This window comes from Buttiauxella sp. S19-1, assembly GCF_022134725.1.
Lineage (GTDB): Bacteria > Pseudomonadota > Gammaproteobacteria > Enterobacterales > Enterobacteriaceae > Buttiauxella > Buttiauxella ferragutiae.
Map to the genome: position 1 here is coordinate 1 of NZ_JAHWLU010000098.1, position 18,618 is coordinate 18,618.

Below are 18,618 nucleotides of genomic sequence, written 5' to 3' on the forward strand. Positions count from 1 at the left end.
AAATGGTACTGATGGCTGCCGGGGGTTGCAGTGCAATCGACGTGGTTTCTATTTTGCAAAAAGGCCGCTACGACGTCACCGACTGCGAAGTGAAATTGACCTCTGAGCGTCGCGAAGAAGCTCCTCGTCTTTTTACTCACATCAATCTGCATTTCATCGTGACAGGCAAAGAGCTAAAAGATAACGCGGTTTCCCGCGCGGTTGATTTATCTGCTGAGAAGTATTGCTCTGTTGCACTGATGCTGGAAAAAGCCGTAAATATCACGCACAGCTACGAAGTCATTGAAGGCTAGTGTGCAAAACAGGGCGGTTACTCGCCGCCCTGATTATTGATATTTCGTCCTTCCGCCAGACGCTTCACTAACGGCGTCATGATCAATTCCATCGCCAGCCCCATTTTGCCGCCCGGTACCACTATTGTATTGATGTGGGAAATGAATGAGCCTTGCAACATGGCGAGCAAGTACGGAAAATCGATGTCATCCAACCCGCGAAAATGAATCACCACAAAACTTTCATCCAGCGATGGAATTCCGCGTGCAGCAAACGGGTTAGAGGTATCTACAGTCGGGACACGCTGGAAGTTAATGTGCGTGCGTGAAAATTGTGGCGTGATGTAATTGATGTAGTCGTCCATTGAGCGCACCACTGAATCCATCACCGCTTCCCGGGAATGCCCACGTTCGCTGGTATCACGCACCAGTTTTTGAATCCATTCCAGGTTGACAATCGGCACTACGCCAACCAGCAAGTCGACGGCATTCGCCACATCGTGCTGTGGGGTGACGACTCCACCGTGCAATCCTTCATAGAACAACACATCGGTCGGTTCAGGCAGCGATTGCCATGGTGTAAACGTCCCAGGAATTTGGTTCCAGGGGACGGCTTCGTCATAGGTATGAAGATACTTACGCGATTTACCTTGCCCGGTTTTTCCGTACTCGATAAACGTTTGTTCCAGCAGGCCGAAGTCATTCGCTTCCGGACCGAAGTAACTGATATGGCGGCCTAAGTCGCGTGCTTTACGAATAGCCATATCCATTTCAGGACGCGTGAAACGATGGAAGCTGTCACCTTCAACTTCGGCAGCGCGCAGGTTGAGTTGCTGGAATATTTTGCGGAAGGCAAGGCTGGTGGTGGTCGTTCCCGCGCCGCTGGAACCTGTTACGGCAATAACCGGATGTTTGGCTGACATAAGGCAACAACTCCATGGGTAATCACAAGTTTGTGTTCGTAAGGGCTGGCCCTCACCCTAACCCTCTCCCCCTGGAGAGGAGACTGTCCGGATTTCTCTTTGGTTCTTCCCCTTCTCCCTCAGGGATAGGGCCGGGGTGAGTGTGGTTTTACTATGCAGTATAGAATAAACGCTTAGCCGCGAAGCTGCCCGCGAGCCATGATATTCACCGTTTCGTGAAGCTCCGACCATACCAGCACAGCCTCGCCACTTTGTAGCTGGCGCTTAACATCGGCCACTTTTTGCTCCAGCGAACGCTCTTGTTCACCATAATCGGTACCTTCACGTAATACAAAGGATTCAATCAGATTATCAAGCGTTTCGGGGGGGAGATCTTGCCAGGGAATCATCATAATGACGGGTCCAAAAATTTAGACAACCACTGCGGGATGCGTTGCTCGAGCCACATTTCCGGACGCCGTAGCGTGCCACCAACAAATCCAACATGCCCACCATAGCGCGTCAGTTGATACTCAATATTGGCAGGCAGTATCGCTGTGTCGGGGATCACATGGTGATCCATAAACGGGTCATCTTTAGCGTGAATGATTAACGTCGGCGTTTTAATTTGCGGCAGCAACGGCATGGCGCTGCATTGACGATAATAGTCGATAGCATCTGCAAAGCCATGAATCTTCGAGGTGATCAAATCGTCAAACTCACGCAGACGACGCACTCCTTTAAGCTGGCGCATATCTACCGGGAGTGTGCCTGGATAGCTTCTGAGTTTACGTGCCGCATTTTTCTTCAGCAGATTCAACAGATAATGTTGGTAAACGCGCGAGAAACCTTTCTCGATATGCTTGCTACAATGCTCAAGCATTAGCGGGGCAGAAACCACCACACCGGCCTGTAGCGTACAATCTGCGCCTTGTTTTGCCATTAAACAGGCGAGCATGTTACCGCCGAGAGAAAACCCGACCGCCGCCGTGGGGGCTTTACCGTAACGTGTAGAGAGCCAGTTGAGGAAATAGCTGCCATCTTCGGTTTCGCCGGAGTGATAGATGCGTTTCATGCGATTCGGCACGCCGCTACAGCCACGGAAGTGCATCACCACACCCAACCAGCCTTGCTTACGCGCAGCATCAATTAACCCATGTGCATACGGGCTGTGCAGGCTTCCTTCAAGACCATGAAAAACGACTAACCGTGGTTTATGCGTTGCCTGGCGTGGGTCTTCACTCCATGCAAGATCAACAAAATCCCCATCCGGCATATCCAGACGCTGCCAGTGAGGTTTGAAATTGAGGCGGCGGCGAATTAAGCGTGGGAGCATGGTTTGCAGGTGCGGATTACTGACACCCTTTAACGGACGAAATTGTTCATCGTCTACGTGATTAAAATTCAATGCTGCGGGACTTGTCGTGGCCATATCACACTGTTAGTTTCATTTAGTTTGCTAATTAACTTACCGGGTGCGGATCACCCATTTCATGGAAACGCTTTTCTTCTCAATGCTTGGTTTTTTGTGGGTCGCGGCGATTACACCCGGCCCAAACAATATGTTGCTGACTTCTTCCGGCGCCAACTACGGCTTTATGCGAACCCTCCCTTTGATGATAGGTATCATGTTGGGGATGCAGTGCATTTTGTTGCTGGTGGCTTTTGGCGTCGGTAGCTTAATCCTATTGTATCCTGCTTTGCACCTCATCCTGAAGATTGCCGGGAGTGCTTACCTGTTATGGCTGGCATGGAAAATCGGCACCGCGACTTATGAAACGCTGGAAACCGATGCGCCGCCGCCGTCACCTATCCCATTCTGGCAGGGCGGTTTATTACAGGTTATCAACCCGAAAGCGTGGTTGATGGCGCTAGGTGCAGTCGCAAGTTTTAGCCTTGCGGGTGCTCAGTACCTGCACTCTGTGGTGTTAATCAGCATCGGTATCGCGCTGGTCAACATCGTTGCTGGCATCATCTGGATTGCGTTTGGCAGCATGATTGGCAAGCTACTTCGTAGCCGCCGTGCCTGGACAATCTTTAATGTCTTTATGGGATTGCTGACTGCGGCATGTGTGTTGCTGATTTGGCATTGATGCCGCTACCCGGCAGTATCATTGAGCAAGTTACGTGAGAAAAGATGGATATCCACTCCTTCTTTTCTCCGATAAAGCCGTGCTTTACGCGCCCCAGTCGCCTTACTTTTCCCTGTATCTTCAAACATGCCTGACGCCTCAAAGCGGCGGATCAGGCTTTTGCGCTGTATCGCCTGCCCGAGAATAATTTCTGTCGCTTCCTGCAATTGCGTGAGCGTGAACTCTTCTGCCAGGCAATAGACCGGCAATAGTGAATAGCGCGTTTTTTGCCGTAGCCGGTTTAGTGCATGGGTAATAATCTCACCGTGATCAAAGGCCAGAGTCTGCTGTACCAGTTGGTGAGTCGGTAACCATTTCGCATCGCTGACGCTTTCAATATGTGGCTGGCAATCGGTTCTGGCGATCAGGGCGAACCAGGCCGTCGTCAGGCTCCAGCCGCGTGGATCACGATACTTGCCAGAGAAGGTTTCCAGTTGTTCGAGCCACGGGGGAATGACGCCCGTTTTTTCAACCAGTTTGCGTAAGGCGGTATCACGCGTGGACTCATCCAGGGTCATATCAATAAACCCACCGGGCAGCCCCCAGGCCCCCTGGTAAGGGTGATTAGCTCGTTTAACCAATAATACGCTTAGTTCATTGTTATCCAGCGAAAACAATACGTTATCGACAGTGACAATCGGAGAGGCGAAGCGCGAGGCATCATAATCTTTCAGGTATCTTTCTTCAGAACGCATAACGATATGTACGCTTAAAACTGTCGTTAGGACAAATTTACGGATGTCCATCGCCACTGACAACCTTTATCAACCAGGATCGGCAAAAAATAGTGCTTGCTTAATATTGTCTTATGGACAATATTAAATGTGTCACAAGGACAATAATCGAAATAAAGAGGAAGGACACGACATTATGGCGATAAAACTTGAGGTTTCTCTGGATGGCATCACCCCGGAAATTAACAGCGGTGTGTTTCCTGATGGTGCGGTCTGGTTGAAGGTGCAGGGTACCTTACCTAAACGTGTAGAGTTGATGCGGATTCGCGCCTGCGCAATGAAAAACATGGATGATTTTATGCTGTTGGCGCAGTTGGTGGAGGCGATTCGCCATGCTTGCGATGTGCGTTTCAGCCACCTTGAACTTCCCTGGCTGCCTTATGCCCGACAGGATCGGCATATGCAAGCCGGAGATAGTTTTGCGCTTAAAGTGTTTGCCATGCAGCTCAATACCCTCGGTTTCGACAAAGTGTTTGTCCTTGACCCTCACAGCGAAGCTGCCGCTGCTGCCATTAATAATCTGGTGGCTATCCCGCAGGAAGTCTGTCTACAGGGGAGCAACGCTCTGGTTAGCGCATTACGCGAAGGGCGGTTAATGCTGATTGCCCCGGACGCGGGCGCATTGAAAAAAATCCATCTGGTGGCTCAGGCTACCGGGGCGAGCACCTTCGGTATCCTGACCAAGCAGCGCGATGTGGAAAGCGGCGTGCTGACCGGTTTTGCATTAGTTGCAGGCGATGTGGCAGGGAAAGACGTGCTGATTGCCGACGATCTTTGCGACGCAGGAGGAACATTTATAGGGTCAGCCGAAGTGCTGCGCAAGGCTGGCGCACGGAGTGTCAGTTTGTATGTGACGCACGGTCTTTTTTCAAAAGGAGTGGCACATCTTCTCAATCAGGGGATCGACAAAATCTACACGACGACATCCATTGCGCCCGCAGAGGCTGCGCAACAAGGCGTTGAACTTATTGATATTGCGCCACTCTTCCAGGCACAGGAGATGAAATCATGTTAATGAACCCTATTCTGGCGATTGATGGCTACAAGGTTTCGCATCGTGAACAATATCCGCTGGGGACAACGAAGGTTTATTCAAACTTTACCCCGCGCAGCGACCACTATTTTCATTCTCCGGTAGACGACGGCAAGCTGGTGTTTTTCGGGCTTCAGGGCTTTTTGCAGTGGTTTATGGTGGATCTGTTTAATGAAAAGTTTTTCGCCGCGCCTGAGGAGCAGGTGGTTGCTGAATACAAGCAGCTCATGGACAGCTATATCGGTAAAGACACTGTGGCGATTGAACCGATCCGCGCATTGCATCGCCTGGGATACCTGCCTTTGCATATCAAGGGATTAGATGAAGGCAGCAAAGTCGGCATGAAAATTCCGGTCCTGACTATCACCAATACCCGAGACGAATTTTTCTGGCTGGTGAATTATCTTGAAACCGTGCTCTCTGCTGAACTGTGGAAATCCTCCACCTGCGCCACTATCGCCCATCATTACCGCAAAATTTGCCAGCGTTGGGCGGAACGGACCTGTAGCGATCTTAGCCATCTTGATTTCCAGTGCCATGATTTTGCGTTTCGCGGCATGTCGGGTTTGCATGATGCGGCGCAATCCGGCTGTGGCCATCTTTTGAGTTTCAAAGGCACGGACAGCATTCCTGCCATTCTCTATGCCCGGCAGCACTACACCGACAGCCAGGACTATTTTATCGCGGCAAGTATTCCGGCAACGGAACACAGCGTGATGTGCATGGGCGAGAAAAATCATGAAATCGAAACTTTTCGCCGCCTGATTGCTGACTTATATCCACAGGGATTTGTGTCGATAGTTTCTGATACCTGGGATTACTGGCAGGTGTTGACGGAATACACCAGGGAGCTTAAGCCGTTAATTATGTCGCGTCAGGGGCGCGTGGTGTTTCGCCCGGACAGCGGCGACCCGGTGGATATACTCTGCGGTACGGGGGCAGATAATTCCCCTGAACGCACCGTGCAGGAAAAAGGGTCGGTAGAAGTGTTGTGGGAGATTTTTGGCGGCACCATCAACGAGAAAGGCTACAAGGTGTTAGATCCGCATGTCGGGCTGATCTATGGCGATTCCATTACGCTTGAGCGAGCAGAAGAAATTCTGCGCCGCCTGGAAGCGAAAGGTTTTGCCAGCTCGAATGTGGTGTTTGGCGTCGGGTCTTTTACCTACCAATACCACACGCGTGACACTTTCGGGTTTGCGATGAAGGCCACTTATGGCGAGGTGAACGGAGTCGGAAGGGTTATCTTCAAAGAGCCGAAAACCGATAACGGCCTTAAGCGTTCGGCCAGAGGGTTGTTGCAAGTGGTGCGCGATGAGGCGGGAGATTTCCAGCTTCACGATGAGCAAACCTGGCAGCAGGAGCAGGAAGGAGAGCTAAAAACCCGCTTCCTTGATGGCAAACTTTATAATACCGACCACCTGGAAACCATTCGTCAACGGCTGGTGGCGGCTTTGTGAGGGTATAATTTACTAATGGGGGAATTTCTTCCCCCATTGATTTTATTCAGCCTGCATCATCTGTTCTAACTGGTCATGCGCATCCAGCCATTCCATCTCACACTCTTCTAGCGCCGCTTTCACCTTCACCTGAGTTTGCAGGCATTCGGTCATTTCCGCTTTACGACTTTGGTCGTAAATGGCGCTATCAGCCAGTTTCTCTTCTACTGCTGCAAGCTGCGCATTTAACTTTTCCATTTGTTTTTCAAGCGTGGTGATTTGCTTGCGCAGTGGTTGAGTCAGGGTACGTAACTCGGCATCACGGCGCTTTTGGTCTTTACGCGCCTGCGCACTGTTGACGTTATCTTTTGCCGAATCCAACGGCTGGTTTTCCTGCTTTTGCAGGTCAATAAGCCACTGTTGGTAGTCTTCCAGATCGCCATCAAACGCTTCGACTTTACCGTCGTGAACCAGATACAAATCGTCAGTGGTCGAGCGCAGTAAGTGACGGTCGTGCGAAACGACGACCAGCGCGCCTTCGAAATCAATCAATGCTTCGGTCAGCGCCTGACGCATGTCGAGATCAAGGTGGTTGGTCGGTTCATCAAGCAGCAGCAGGTTAGGGCGCTGCCAGACGACGAGCGCCAGAACCAGACGTGCTTTTTCACCGCCTGAGAAACGTGCCGTATGCTCGGTGACCTTATCGCCACGGAAGCCAAAACCGCCGAGGTAGTCCCGCAACCCTTGCTCCAGCTCTTTCGGTGCAATACGCGCCAGGTGCTGCAATGGTGATTCGTCAGCGCGTAAGTATTCGAGCTGATGCTGCGCGAAGTAACCCAGCTTGATGCCTTTAGCCAGACCAATATCACCCTGCAATGGTTGAATTTCTTCCGCCAGCAGTTTGATAAGCGTCGATTTACCTGCGCCGTTACGGCCAAGCAGACCGATGCGCGAGCCTGGAACCAGGTTCAGCTTGATGGAATCAAGGATCACGCGGTCGCCATAACCGGCGCTGACTTTTTCCATGCGCAGCAGTGGGTTTGGCAAGCTTTCTGGGGCGCGGAAACTGAAATGGAATGGGTTGTCGACGTGCGCTGGCGCAATCAATTCCATGCGCTCAAGCATCTTCACGCGGCTTTGGGCCTGCTTTGCTTTACTAGCTTTGGCTTTAAAGCGGTCGATAAAGCTTTGCAAATGCGCGACGCGCTCCTGCTGGCTTTCATACATCGACTGTTGCTGAGCAAGGCGTGTCGCACGCTGGCCTTCAAACGACGAGTAGTTACCGGTGTATTCAAACATCGATTCCTGCTCGATATGAATGATTTTACTGACCACCGGATCAAGGAAGTCGCGGTCGTGGGAAATCAGAATCAAGGTGCCCTGATAGCTTTTCAACCAGCGCTCGAGCCAGATAACGGCGTCTAAGTCCAGGTGGTTGGTTGGTTCATCGAGCAGCAGCAAATCAGAACGGCAAATCAGCGCCTGTGCCAGGTTGAGGCGCATACGCCAGCCACCAGAAAAGTCGCTAACCGGGCGTTCGAGTTGTTCATTGCTGAAGCCTAAACCATGCAGCAGGCTGGAAGCACGAGAGCGAATGGTCCAGGCGTCAACTGAATCCAGTTTACCGTGAACCAGCGCGATAGCATGACCGTCATTGCGCTCATTGGCTTTTGCCAGTTCGGCTTCAAGCTGGCGGAATTCACGGTCGCCATCAATAACATATTCAATGGCGGGCATGGCCAGCGCCGGGGTTTCCTGGTTTACCCAGGCTAATGCCCAGTTGCCTGGAAAGGTCATACTTCCGCCATCGGCGCTGATCTCGTTCTTCAGCAGCGCCAGCAGCGTGGATTTGCCGCAGCCGTTTTTACCCACCAGACCCACTTTTTGGCCCGGATTGATGGTAGCGGTGGCGTTATCCAGCAGAACGCGGGTACCGCGACGAATTTGTAACGAGGAGAAAACAATCATAAAGCGCCGTATGTTCAGAGTATGTTAAATTGTCATTATATTTAGGTAACGTGAAGCTTCAGCCTTCGCGTCGGGCTGCATGGTAGCCCAAAATAAAGACTATGACGACGCCCTGGAGGGTAATGATGTTGCAGCCGCCGAAAGTTTTGCTGCTATATGCCCATCCGGAGTCACAAGACTCGGTCGCAAACCGCGTCCTACTCCAGCCGGCGCAGAAGCTCGCTAATGTCACAGTGCATGACCTTTATGCGCACTATCCTGATTTTTTTATCGATATCTATCATGAGCAGGCATTGTTGCAAGAGCATGATGTCATCGTCTTCCAGCATCCCCTTTATACCTATAGCTGCCCGGCGTTACTCAAAGAGTGGCTGGACCGTGTGTTGAGCCGTGGTTTTGCCAGCGGTGTCGGAGGGAATGCTCTGGAGGGAAAGTATTGGCGTAGTGTGATTACCACCGGAGAGCCGGAAGGCGCCTATCGGCATGACGGTTTTAATCGCTTTCCGCTGACCGATATTTTGCGTCCTTTTGAACTTACTGCCGCGATGTGCCGTATGCACTGGATGAATCCCATCATTGTGTACTGGGCGCGCCGTCAGTCTCCCCAGGAGCTTGCCAGCCATGCGAAGGCTTATGGCGAGTGGTTGGCTGCACCGTTATTGCCGGGAGGTCGCTAATGGAAGGTTCTGACGTATTGATGGCGGGAGTGTTGTTTTTATTTGCCGCGGTGGTGGCGGTGCCCATTGCTGCCCGTTTAGGCATTGGCGCGGTGCTTGGCTATTTGTTGGCGGGTATCGCGATTGGGCCGTGGGGCTTAGGTTTTATCAGTGACGTGGATGAAATTCTTCACTTCTCTGAATTGGGCGTGGTGTTCCTGATGTTTATCATCGGGCTGGAGCTGAATCCGGCTAAATTGTGGCAACTCCGGCGCTCTATTTTTGGCGTGGGGGCGGCACAAGTGTTGCTCAGTGCGGTGGTGTTGGCAGGTTTGCTGATGCTGACGCAGTTTTCCTGGCAGGCGGCAGTGATTGGCGGTATTGGACTGGCGATGTCATCAACTGCGATGGCGTTGCAGTTGATGCGCGACAAAGGCATGAATCGCAATGAGTCCGGGCAGCTCGGTTTTTCTGTACTGCTGTTTCAGGATTTAGCGGTGATCCCGGCGATAGCGCTGGTACCGCTGTTGGCGGGTAATGACGGTGGTCATACGGACTGGATAAAAATCGGCCTCAAAGTGCTGGCTTTCGCTGGCATGTTGATTGGCGGACGTTACCTGCTGAAACCTGTCTTCCGGTTTATTGCTGGTTCCGGCGTGCGTGAAGTGTTTACTGCCGCGGCATTGCTGCTGGTATTGGGGTCGGCGTTATTTATGGATGCGCTGGGCTTCTCAATGGCGCTTGGGACGTTCATCGCCGGCGTGTTATTGGCGGAAAGTGAATACCGGCACGAACTGGAAATCGCCATTGATCCTTTTAAAGGATTATTGCTGGGATTGTTCTTTATCTCCGTTGGCATGGCTTTAAATCTTGGCGTGCTCTACACCCATATCTTCTGGGTCGTTTTAGGTGTGTTGGTGCTGGTGGCGGTCAAAGCCGGGGTGTTGTATGGCCTTTCGTGGTTTTTTGGCTTGCGGAGTTCCGAGCGCTTACAGTTTTCAGGCGTGCTAAGTCAGGGCGGGGAGTTTGCATTCGTACTTTTCTCTACGGCTTCATCACAAAAGCTGTTCAGCGGTGACCAAATGCCACTGTTGCTGGTGACCGTCACACTTTCGATGATGACCACGCCGCTACTGATGAAAGGCGTGGATGCTATTCTTGCTCGACGTTTTAATGTTGTTGATGATGAAAATGAAGAGAAACCGTACGTAGAAGACGATCAACCACAAGTCATTATTGTGGGCTTCGGGCGTTTCGGGCAGGTGATTGGACGTTTGCTGATGGCGAACAAAATGCGCATCACGGTACTCGAGAGAGACATCAGTTCTGTCAGTCTGATGCGCAAATATGGCTATAAGGTTTACTACGGCGATGCCACCGAACTTGAATTGCTGCGTTCCGCGGGTGCCGAGACAGCAAAATCTATCGTGATTACCTGTAATGAGCCGGAAGACACAATGAAAGTGGTGCATTTGTGTCAACAACACTTTCCACATCTGGCGATACTGGCGCGCGCCAGGGGCCGTGTAGAAGCACATGAATTGTTGCAAGCTGGAGTCAGCCAATTTTCACGCGAGACATTTTCCAGTGCGCTAGAGTTGGGGCGTAAGGCGCTGATGACGCTGGGAATGCATCCTCATCAGGCGCATCGTGCGCAGCTTCATTTCCGGCGTCTGGATATGAGCATGCTGCGTGAATTAATGCCGATTCATACCGATAACGCACAAATTTCCAGGGTGCGTGAAGCACGTCGTGAATTAGAAGAGATCTTCGAACGAGAGATGCAGCAAGAACGTCGCCAGTTCGATGGTTGGGATGATTTTGAATAAAAAAGGTGAAGCTAATGCCGGTGCGTAAACGATTTATTGCCGGGGCTGTTTGCCCTGAGTGCCAGACGCGGGATTCCCTCGCGATGTGGCGTGAGAATAATGTCGATATTGTTGAGTGTGTTAAGTGCGGTCACCAAATGCGTGAGGCGGATAAGCAAGCACGCGAGCATGTTCGCGAACAAGAGCAAGTCATCGGGATTTTTCATCCGGACTAGCGAGATGCGCCAGCTTTTTTTAAGCTTAGGGGTACACCGGCGCTAAATTCCGCTACAATCGGCGCCAGTTTTTTTCCCCATGCTCGCTCAGGAGATATCATGAAAGTAGCAAAAGACCTGGTGGTCAGCCTGGCCTATCAGGTACGTACAGAAGATGGTGTGTTGGTCGATGAGTCTCCGGTGAGTGCGCCGCTGGACTATCTGCATGGTCACGGTTCCCTGATTTCAGGCCTGGAAACTGCGCTGGAAGGCCACGTAGTGGGTGATCGTTTCGATGTGAACGTTGGCGCAAATGACGCTTACGGTCAGTACGACGAAAATCTGGTTCAACGCGTTCCTAAAGATGTGTTCATGGGTGTTGATGAGCTGGAAGTAGGTATGCGCTTTATGGCTGATACCGACCAGGGTCCAGTACCTGTTGAAATCACTGCGGTTGAAGATGAGCACGTTGTTGTCGATGGCAACCACATGCTGGCAGGCCAGAACCTGAGCTTCAACGTAGAAGTTATCGCTATTCGTGAAGCTACCGCTGAAGAACTGGCTCATGGTCACGTTCACGGCGAGCACGATCATCACCACGACCATGACCACGAAGGTGGTTGCTGTGGTGGTCAAGGCCACGACCATGATCACGAACATGGCAAAGGCGGTTGTGGCGGTAACGGCGGCTGCGGTTGCCACTAATCCGTTAGAGATAAAAAAGGCGTGTCATTGACACGCCTTTTCTTTTTGTGCTGATAGCTAGTAATGCGGAGGTGGAGTTTCTTCGGCTTCTGAAGCCACCATTGACGGTTGGCTAGCTTTTAACTTTTCAACCAGCAATCGGAAATGCTCGCGCAGTTTGACCATTTCTAATTCGTGCGCCGTTACCGTCTGATTTAACTCTTCTATCGTAATCTCCTGAAAAGCGAGACGACTCTCAAGTTCTTCCAGCCGTTGTTCGGTCGATTTTTGCTGCATGGTTAATCTCTCCTTGCTTGCGGATGGACAATTTCCGGCGATTCTACTGAAAAATTCGGCATGTTACAGCGCAGTTTTGCTCTGGACGAAACTTCTTTAAACAAAAAGAGTCTGAAATTGTCTCGATAAGACGCGGAGAGATTGTGTAGATTTCTTCCACGACGTTATAGTACATCTCTTAGTTGATAATAACCTTGGGGTTTGAGGCCCCGGCCCTGGAGAAATGGATGAAATCACTGTTTAAAGTAACGCTACTGGCGACCACGATGGCCGTTGCCCTGAGCGCTCCGGCGTTCGCTGCTCCAACCGAAGCAGCACCTGCAACCGCTGCTCCGGCTGCCACTGCACCTGCTGCCAGCAACGCGGCATTCAAGAATGACGACCAGAAATCTGCGTACGCATTAGGTGCTTCGCTGGGCCGTTACATGGAAAACTCTCTGAAAGAACAAGAAAAACTAGGGATTACACTGGATAAAAACCAGTTGATCGCTGGTGTTCAGGACGCATTTGCTGACAAGAGCAAATTGTCTGACCAGGAAATTGAGCAGACGCTGCAAGCTTTCGAAGCTCGCGTGAAATCTTCCGCTCAAGCAAAAATGGAAAAAGACGCTAAAGAAAATGCGGATAAAGGCAAAGCCTTCCGTGATACTTTCGCAAAAGAGAAAGGTGTTAAAACTTCTTCTACTGGCCTGATGTATAAAATCGACAAAGCCGGTACCGGTGAAGCACCAAAAGATAGCGACACTGTCGTGGTGAACTACAAAGGTACGCTGATCGACGGTAAAGAGTTTGATAACTCTTACACCCGTGGTGAGCCACTCTCTTTCCGTCTTGACGGTGTTATCCCTGGTTGGACTGAAGGCCTGAAAAACCTGAAGAAAGGCGGGAAAATCAAACTGGTTATTCCACCAGAACTGGCTTACGGTAAAACTGGCGTTCCAGGAATTCCTGCAAACTCCACACTGGTATTTGACGTTGAACTGCTGGATATCAAACCAGCCGCTAAAGCAGACTCTAAACCAGATGCCGCTCCTGCTCCAGAAGCTGAAGCAGCTAAGAGCAAGTAAGGTATGATTAACCGCCGCCCTCAGGGGCGGCGGTTTTTTATTTGAGGCAAGATATAATAAAAGCTGGAAAGCGTATCTGACGCTGTATTACCTTAGCAGACGGCGTTTCAACTGAGTATGAGTCTGCCCTGACACCATTTAAGCGCGACAGGCTCTCTGTAGAGGGTGGTATCTTTAAATGTCCAATTCGCTTTTAACCAATGAAACCAGTGAGCTTGACTTACTGGACCAGCGTCCTTTTGAACAAACCGACTTTGAAATATTAAAATCCTACGAAGCGGTTGTGGACGGGTTAGCGATGCTGATTGGTTCTCATTGTGAAATTGTATTGCACTCGCTGCAAGATTTGAAATGTTCTGCCATTCGTATTGCGAATGGTGAACATACCGGGCGTAAAATTGGTTCGCCAATTACCGATCTCGCATTGCGTATGCTGCATGATATGACCGGTGCGGATAGTAGCGTTTCTAAATGCTATTTTACGCGTGCCAAAAGTGGCGTTCTGATGAAATCAGAAACTATCGCCATCCGTAATCGTGATGAACGTGTCATCGGCCTGTTGTGTATCAACATCAACCTGGATGTGCCGTTCTCGCAAATTATGTCGACGTTTATTCCGCCGGAAACGCCGGAAGTTGCTTCATCCGTTAACTTTGCTTCTTCTGTGGAAGATCTGGTTATGCAGGCTCTGGAATTCACGATTGAAGAAGTGAATGCCGATCGCAATGTGTCCAACAATGCTAAGAACCGACAGATTGTGTTGAACCTCTACGAGAAAGGTATCTTTGATATTAAAGATGCGATCAACCAGGTTGCTGACCGTTTGAATATTTCTAAGCACACGGTTTATCTCTACATCCGTCAATTCAAGAACGGTGATTTCCAGGGGCAAGATAAGTAATGCGTTTTGCTATTCTGGTGACAGGCCCGGCGTACGGTACTCAGCAGTCGAGCAGTGCGTTGCAATTTTCTCAGGCTGTCATCGCGCAAGGTCATACGTTAGAAAGCGTGTTTTTCTATCGTGAAGGTGTCCTCAACGCAAACCTTCTGACATCGCCTGCGAGCGACGAATTCAATGTCGTGCATGCGTGGCAGCAATTGCATCAGCAACATGGCGTTGAACTGCATATCTGTGTCGCAGCGGCACTGCGTCGTGGCGTGACGGACGAAGAGCAAGCCACTCAACTCGGTTTACCGAACCATAACTTGCAGCCAGGTTTTACGCTCAGTGGTCTTGGGGCGCTGGCACAAGCAACGCTGACATGCGATCGCACGGTGCAATTCTGATGAAGCGTGTGGCATTTGTATTTAAATCAGCCCCCCATGGCAGCTCTGCTGGCCGGGAAGGGTTAGATGCCTTGCTGGCAACATCGGCACTAACAGAAGATATCGGGGTGTTTTTCATTGGTGACGGAATATTGCAGCTGATTCCGGGGCAACAGCCTGGTCTTATTCTTGCCAGGGATTACATCGCGACATTTCGTGTACTGCCGTTATATGACATTGAACAGTGTTATCTCTGTGCTGCCTCTATCCGTGAGCGGGGATTATCACCAGACAATGCGTGGGTTCTGGATGCAAAACCGCTAGAACCGGATTCGCTGGGTGAAATGCTTCATCAGTTTGATGTCGTGCTAACCTTCTGAGGCTACATGCTGCATATTTTACAACACTCACCTTTTCATACGGATCTAGAATCGATGCTGCGCTGCATTAAGCAAGGCGATGAGTTGTTATTGATTCAGGATGCGGTTATTGTCGCACTCTCAGGAACGAAGGCCCTTGATTTGTTGCTCGCTGCCCCCATTTCTATCTACGCTCTGCAGGAAGATATTGAGGCCCGCGGCTTAACTGCTCAAATTTCAACCAGCATAGGCAAGGTCAGCTATACTGACTTCGTCAGATTGACAGTTAAACACGAACAGCAGATTACCTGGTAAAATCCAGGATTGTTGTATATTTCTTGACACCTTTTCGGCTCAGCCCTAAAATTCTGCGTCCTCATATTATATGAGGCCGTTTTATTACGTGTTTACGAAGCAAAAGCTAAAACCAGGAGCTATTTAATGGCAACAGTTAATCAGCTGGTTCGCAAACCACGCGCTCGCAAAGTTGCAAAAAGCAACGTGCCTGCGCTGGAAGCCTGCCCGCAGAAACGTGGCGTATGTACTCGTGTATATACTACCACTCCTAAGAAACCAAACTCCGCACTGCGTAAAGTATGCCGTGTGCGTTTGACTAACGGTTTTGAAGTTACCTCCTACATCGGCGGTGAAGGTCACAACCTGCAGGAACACTCCGTGATCCTGATCCGTGGTGGTCGTGTAAAAGACTTGCCAGGTGTTCGTTACCACACCGTTCGTGGTGCACTTGACTGCTCCGGCGTTAAAGACCGTAAGCAATCTCGTTCCAAGTATGGCGTGAAACGTCCTAAGGCTTAATGGTTTCCGTTAAGTAAGGCCAAACGTTTTAAATAAATGTCAAACTCAATAGAGTTTTGGACAACCCTGAATTAACAACGGAGTATTCCCATGCCACGTCGTCGCGTCATTGGTCAACGTAAAATTCTTCCAGATCCTAAGTTCGGATCAGAGTTGCTGGCCAAATTTGTAAACATTCTGATGGTAGATGGTAAGAAATCTACTGCTGAATCTATCGTGTATACCGCGCTGGAGACCCTGGCTCAGCGTTCTGGTAAACAAGCACTGGAAGCTTTCGAAGTCGCTCTGGACAACGTTCGTCCGACTGTCGAAGTTAAGTCCCGCCGTGTTGGTGGTTCTACTTATCAGGTTCCAGTAGAAGTACGTCCGGTTCGTCGTAATGCTCTGGCAATGCGTTGGATCGTAGAAGCTGCTCGTAAACGCGGTGATAAATCCATGGCTCTTCGCCTGGCGAACGAACTTTCTGATGCTGCAGAGAACAAAGGTACTGCAGTTAAGAAACGTGAAGACGTTCACCGTATGGCTGAAGCCAACAAGGCGTTCGCACACTACCGTTGGTAATCCCTTCGGAGTGTTAGTCACCAAGCGGGCGCTTCACATAAGCTGCCCGCTTTGGGTTACTTAAATGAACGTCCCAGGATATAGAGGAATCAAATGGCTCGTAAAACACCCATTGAGCGCTACCGCAACATTGGTATCAGTGCTCACATCGACGCCGGTAAGACAACTACTACCGAACGTGTTCTGTTCTACACCGGTGTAAACCACAAAATCGGTGAAGTTCATGATGGCGCAGCCACCATGGACTGGATGGAGCAGGAGCAGGAACGTGGTATTACCATCACGTCCGCTGCGACCACCTGTTTCTGGTCAGGTATGGCTAAACAGTTCGAACCACACCACATCAACATCATTGATACCCCAGGGCACGTTGACTTCACCATCGAAGTTGAACGTTCCATGCGTGTTCTTGATGGTGCGGTAATGGTTTACTGTGCTGTTGGTGGTGTTCAGCCACAGTCTGAGACCGTATGGCGTCAGGCAAACAAATATAAAGTTCCACGTATCGCGTTCGTTAACAAAATGGACCGTATGGGTGCTAACTTCCTGAAAGTTGTTGATCAGATTGAAAAACGTCTGGGCGCAACTCCGGTGCCTCTGCAACTGGCAATCGGCGCGGAAGAGAAATTCACCGGTGTTGTTGACCTGGTGAAAATGAAAGCCATCAACTGGAACGAAGCCGATCAGGGCGTGACCTTCGAATACGAAGAGATCCCAGCTGATATGCAGGAACTGGCCGAAGAATGGCGCCAGAAACTGGTTGAAGCCGCTGCTGAAGGTTCTGACGAACTGATGGAGAAATTCTTTGGTGGCGAAGAGCTGACTGAAGAAGAGATCAAAACTTCTCTGCGTAAGCGCGTACTGAACAACGAAATTATCTTGGTTACCTGTGGTTCTGCATTTAAGAACAAAGGTGTTCAGGCGATGCTGGATGCGGTTGTTGAATACCTGCCAGCTCCAACTGACGTTACTGCGATTAACGGTATGCTGGACGACGGTAAAGACACTCCGGCTGTTCGTCACTCTGACGACAACGAGCCGTTTGCTGCTCTGGCGTTCAAAATCGCAACTGACCCATTTGTTGGTAACCTGACCTTCTTCCGCGTTTACTCTGGTGTGGTTAACTCTGGCGACACCGTGTTCAACCCGGTGAAATCAGCACGTGAGCGTCTGGGCCGTATCGTACAGATGCACGCTAACAAACGTGAAGAGATCAAAGAAGTTCGCGCTGGCGACATCGCTGCAGCTATTGGTCTGAAAGAAGTGACTACCGGTGATACCCTGTGTGATCAGGACAATGTGATCATTCTGGAGCGTATGGAATTCCCTGAACCGGTAATTTCTATCGCTGTTGAACCGAAAACCAAAGCTGACCAAGAAAAAATGGGTCTGGCTCTGGGTCGTCTGGCTAAAGAAGATCCATCATTCCGCGTATGGACTGATGAAGAAACTAACCAGACCATTATCGCTGGTATGGGTGAACTTCACCTCGACATCATCGTTGACCGTATGAAACGTGAATTCAACGTTGAAGCTAACGTTGGTAAACCTCAGGTTGCTTACCGTGAAGCGATTCGCGCGAAAGTTACCGATGTTGAAGGTAAACACGCTAAGCAGTCTGGTGGTCGTGGTCAGTACGGTCATGTTGTTATCGACATGTACCCACTGGAGCCGGGTTCGAATCCAAAAGGTTACGAGTTCGTCAACGACATCAAAGGTGGTGTGATCCCAACGGAATACATCCCTGCTGTTGATAAAGGCATCCAGGAACAGCTGAAGTCTGGTCCTCTGGCGGGTTACCCAGTAGTAGATCTCGGCGTGCGTCTGCACTTCGGTTCTTACCACGACGTTGACTCCTCTGAACTGGCGTTTAAACTGGCCGCTTCTATTGCCTTCAAAGATGGCTTTAAGAAAGCGAAACCAGTTCTGCTTGAGCCTATCATGAAGGTTGAAGTTGAAACTCCAGAAGAGAACACTGGTGACGTTATCGGTGACCTTAGCCGTCGTCGTGGCCAGCTGAAAGGTCAAGAATCTAACGCTACTGGCGTTCAGATTCACGCTGAAGTTCCGTTGTCTGAAATGTTCGGTTACGCAACTCAACTGCGTTCACTGACCAAAGGTCGTGCATCTTACTCCATGGAATTCCTGAAGTATGATGACGCGCCAAACAACGTTGCTCAGGCCGTAATCGAAGCTCGCGGTAAATAAACCCCGGGTTTTAAAAAACATTGATCCCGTGCTCTCTCCTTGAGGGGAGAGCGCAACAGTAAGGAATATAGCCGTGTCTAAAGAAAAATTTGAACGTACAAAACCGCACGTCAACGTCGGTACTATCGGCCACGTTGACCATGGTAAAACCACTCTGACTGCAGCAATCACTACCGTTCTGGCTAAAACCTACGGTGGTTC

Annotated in this window: 23 protein-coding genes; 17 read left to right on the plus strand and 6 right to left on the minus strand. The window is 50.4% G+C overall.

The window, feature by feature from the left end; genetic code table 11:
- On the plus strand, positions 1–293 hold a 293-nt coding region (locus MES37_RS18355), incomplete at its 5' end, for an OsmC family protein (RefSeq protein ID WP_237932296.1).
- Positions 294–310: 17 nt separating this feature from the next.
- Here MES37_RS18355 and MES37_RS18360 read toward each other — a convergent pair.
- The 3 genes from MES37_RS18360 to MES37_RS18370 all read right to left on the minus strand — a co-directional run bounded on the left by MES37_RS18360 (position 311) and on the right by MES37_RS18370 (position 2,606).
- Complete coding sequence (locus tag MES37_RS18360) at positions 311–1,195, minus strand: phosphoribulokinase (RefSeq protein WP_064542918.1); 885 nt, start codon at positions 1,193–1,195, stop codon at positions 311–313.
- Positions 1,196–1,368: 173 nt separating this feature from the next.
- Positions 1,369–1,587 (minus strand): YheU family protein, encoded by a 219-nt coding sequence (locus MES37_RS18365; RefSeq protein WP_064542920.1) that lies wholly within the window; start codon positions 1,585–1,587, stop codon positions 1,369–1,371.
- Positions 1,584–2,606, minus strand: coding sequence for a hydrolase (locus tag MES37_RS18370; protein WP_121814771.1), 1,023 nt, complete (start codon positions 2,604–2,606; stop codon positions 1,584–1,586). Before MES37_RS18370 ends, MES37_RS18365 begins: the two co-directional genes overlap by 4 nt.
- A 61-nt stretch (positions 2,607–2,667) precedes the next feature.
- On the opposite strand from MES37_RS18370, the gene MES37_RS18375 reads away from it, so the two are divergent.
- The gene (locus tag MES37_RS18375; protein ID WP_064542926.1) at positions 2,668–3,267 is read left to right on the plus strand and encodes a LysE family translocator; all 600 of its coding nucleotides are present in this window, start codon (positions 2,668–2,670) and stop codon (positions 3,265–3,267) included.
- Positions 3,268–3,272: 5 nt separating this feature from the next.
- Here MES37_RS18375 and MES37_RS18380 read toward each other — a convergent pair whose 3' ends face one another.
- A complete protein-coding gene (locus tag MES37_RS18380) occupies positions 3,273–4,001 on the minus strand; it encodes an NUDIX hydrolase (protein WP_232887142.1) in 729 nt (242 codons plus the stop codon).
- Between the two features lie 175 nt (positions 4,002–4,176).
- Here MES37_RS18380 and prs point away from each other — a divergent pair, with 175 nt between their 5' ends.
- Both prs and MES37_RS18390 read left to right on the plus strand, forming a co-directional pair.
- On the plus strand, positions 4,177–5,055 hold the full coding sequence (gene prs, locus MES37_RS18385; protein WP_232887101.1) for a ribose-phosphate diphosphokinase: 879 nt from the start codon (positions 4,177–4,179) through the stop codon (positions 5,053–5,055).
- Positions 5,049–6,533 (plus strand): nicotinate phosphoribosyltransferase, encoded by a 1,485-nt coding sequence (locus MES37_RS18390; protein ID WP_232887100.1) that lies wholly within the window; start codon positions 5,049–5,051, stop codon positions 6,531–6,533. The genes prs and MES37_RS18390 overlap by 7 nt, the downstream gene beginning before the upstream one ends.
- 42 nt (positions 6,534–6,575) lie before the next feature.
- On the opposite strand, the gene MES37_RS18395 is transcribed toward MES37_RS18390, so the two are convergent.
- On the minus strand, positions 6,576–8,480 hold the full coding sequence (locus MES37_RS18395) for an ABC transporter ATP-binding protein (RefSeq protein ID WP_064542935.1): 1,905 nt from the start codon (positions 8,478–8,480) through the stop codon (positions 6,576–6,578).
- A gap of 122 nt (positions 8,481–8,602) precedes the next feature.
- Between MES37_RS18395 and kefG the strand changes: the two genes are divergently transcribed.
- From kefG to slyD, 4 genes are all read left to right on the plus strand, one after another.
- Positions 8,603–9,157: a glutathione-regulated potassium-efflux system ancillary protein KefG gene (gene kefG, locus MES37_RS18400; RefSeq protein WP_074388511.1), complete on the plus strand. Its 555-nt coding sequence runs from the start codon at positions 8,603–8,605 to the stop codon at positions 9,155–9,157.
- Positions 9,157–10,965 (plus strand): glutathione-regulated potassium-efflux system protein KefB, encoded by a 1,809-nt coding sequence (gene kefB, locus MES37_RS18405; protein WP_064542942.1) that lies wholly within the window; start codon positions 9,157–9,159, stop codon positions 10,963–10,965. Before kefG ends, kefB begins: the two co-directional genes overlap by 1 nt.
- A gap of 14 nt (positions 10,966–10,979) precedes the next feature.
- Positions 10,980–11,180, plus strand: a complete 201-nt coding sequence (locus tag MES37_RS18410; RefSeq protein ID WP_064542946.1) for a YheV family putative zinc ribbon protein — start codon at positions 10,980–10,982, stop codon at positions 11,178–11,180.
- A gap of 99 nt (positions 11,181–11,279) precedes the next feature.
- Complete coding sequence (gene slyD / locus MES37_RS18415; protein ID WP_064542948.1) at positions 11,280–11,864, plus strand: peptidylprolyl isomerase; 585 nt, start codon at positions 11,280–11,282, stop codon at positions 11,862–11,864.
- Positions 11,865–11,921: 57 nt separating this feature from the next.
- Here the strand turns inward: slyD and MES37_RS18420 are convergent, their stop codons facing one another.
- Entirely contained in the window at positions 11,922–12,140 is a 219-nt protein-coding gene (locus MES37_RS18420) for a protein SlyX (RefSeq protein WP_034460204.1), read from the minus strand.
- Positions 12,141–12,367: 227 nt separating this feature from the next.
- Here MES37_RS18420 and fkpA point away from each other — a divergent pair, with 227 nt between their 5' ends.
- The 9 genes from fkpA to MES37_RS18465 form a co-directional block, all read left to right on the plus strand.
- Entirely contained in the window at positions 12,368–13,207 is an 840-nt protein-coding gene (fkpA, locus tag MES37_RS18425) for an FKBP-type peptidyl-prolyl cis-trans isomerase (protein ID WP_237932298.1), read from the plus strand.
- 178 nt (positions 13,208–13,385) lie between these two features.
- A complete protein-coding gene (locus tag MES37_RS18430) occupies positions 13,386–14,108 on the plus strand; it encodes a helix-turn-helix transcriptional regulator (RefSeq protein WP_034460202.1) in 723 nt (240 codons plus the stop codon).
- On the plus strand, positions 14,108–14,494 hold the full coding sequence (tusD, locus tag MES37_RS18435; RefSeq protein WP_064542954.1) for a sulfurtransferase complex subunit TusD: 387 nt from the start codon (positions 14,108–14,110) through the stop codon (positions 14,492–14,494). Before MES37_RS18430 ends, tusD begins: the two co-directional genes overlap by 1 nt.
- Positions 14,494–14,853, plus strand: coding sequence for a sulfurtransferase complex subunit TusC (tusC, locus tag MES37_RS18440; protein ID WP_064542957.1), 360 nt, complete (start codon positions 14,494–14,496; stop codon positions 14,851–14,853). Before tusD ends, tusC begins: the two co-directional genes overlap by 1 nt.
- Before the next feature lie 6 nt (positions 14,854–14,859).
- Complete coding sequence (gene tusB / locus MES37_RS18445) at positions 14,860–15,147, plus strand: sulfurtransferase complex subunit TusB (protein WP_237932300.1); 288 nt, start codon at positions 14,860–14,862, stop codon at positions 15,145–15,147.
- 126 nt (positions 15,148–15,273) lie between these two features.
- Complete coding sequence (gene rpsL, locus MES37_RS18450; RefSeq protein WP_003023654.1) at positions 15,274–15,648, plus strand: 30S ribosomal protein S12; 375 nt, start codon at positions 15,274–15,276, stop codon at positions 15,646–15,648.
- A gap of 90 nt (positions 15,649–15,738) precedes the next feature.
- Positions 15,739–16,209, plus strand: coding sequence for a 30S ribosomal protein S7 (rpsG, locus tag MES37_RS18455; RefSeq protein WP_034499040.1), 471 nt, complete (start codon positions 15,739–15,741; stop codon positions 16,207–16,209).
- A 93-nt stretch (positions 16,210–16,302) separates the two neighbouring features.
- The gene (gene fusA, locus MES37_RS18460) at positions 16,303–18,417 is read left to right on the plus strand and encodes an elongation factor G (RefSeq protein WP_034499038.1); all 2,115 of its coding nucleotides are present in this window, start codon (positions 16,303–16,305) and stop codon (positions 18,415–18,417) included.
- 73 nt (positions 18,418–18,490) lie between these two features.
- Positions 18,491–18,618: GTP-binding protein (locus MES37_RS18465; protein WP_016197641.1), on the plus strand; the 128-nt coding region annotated here is incomplete at its 3' end.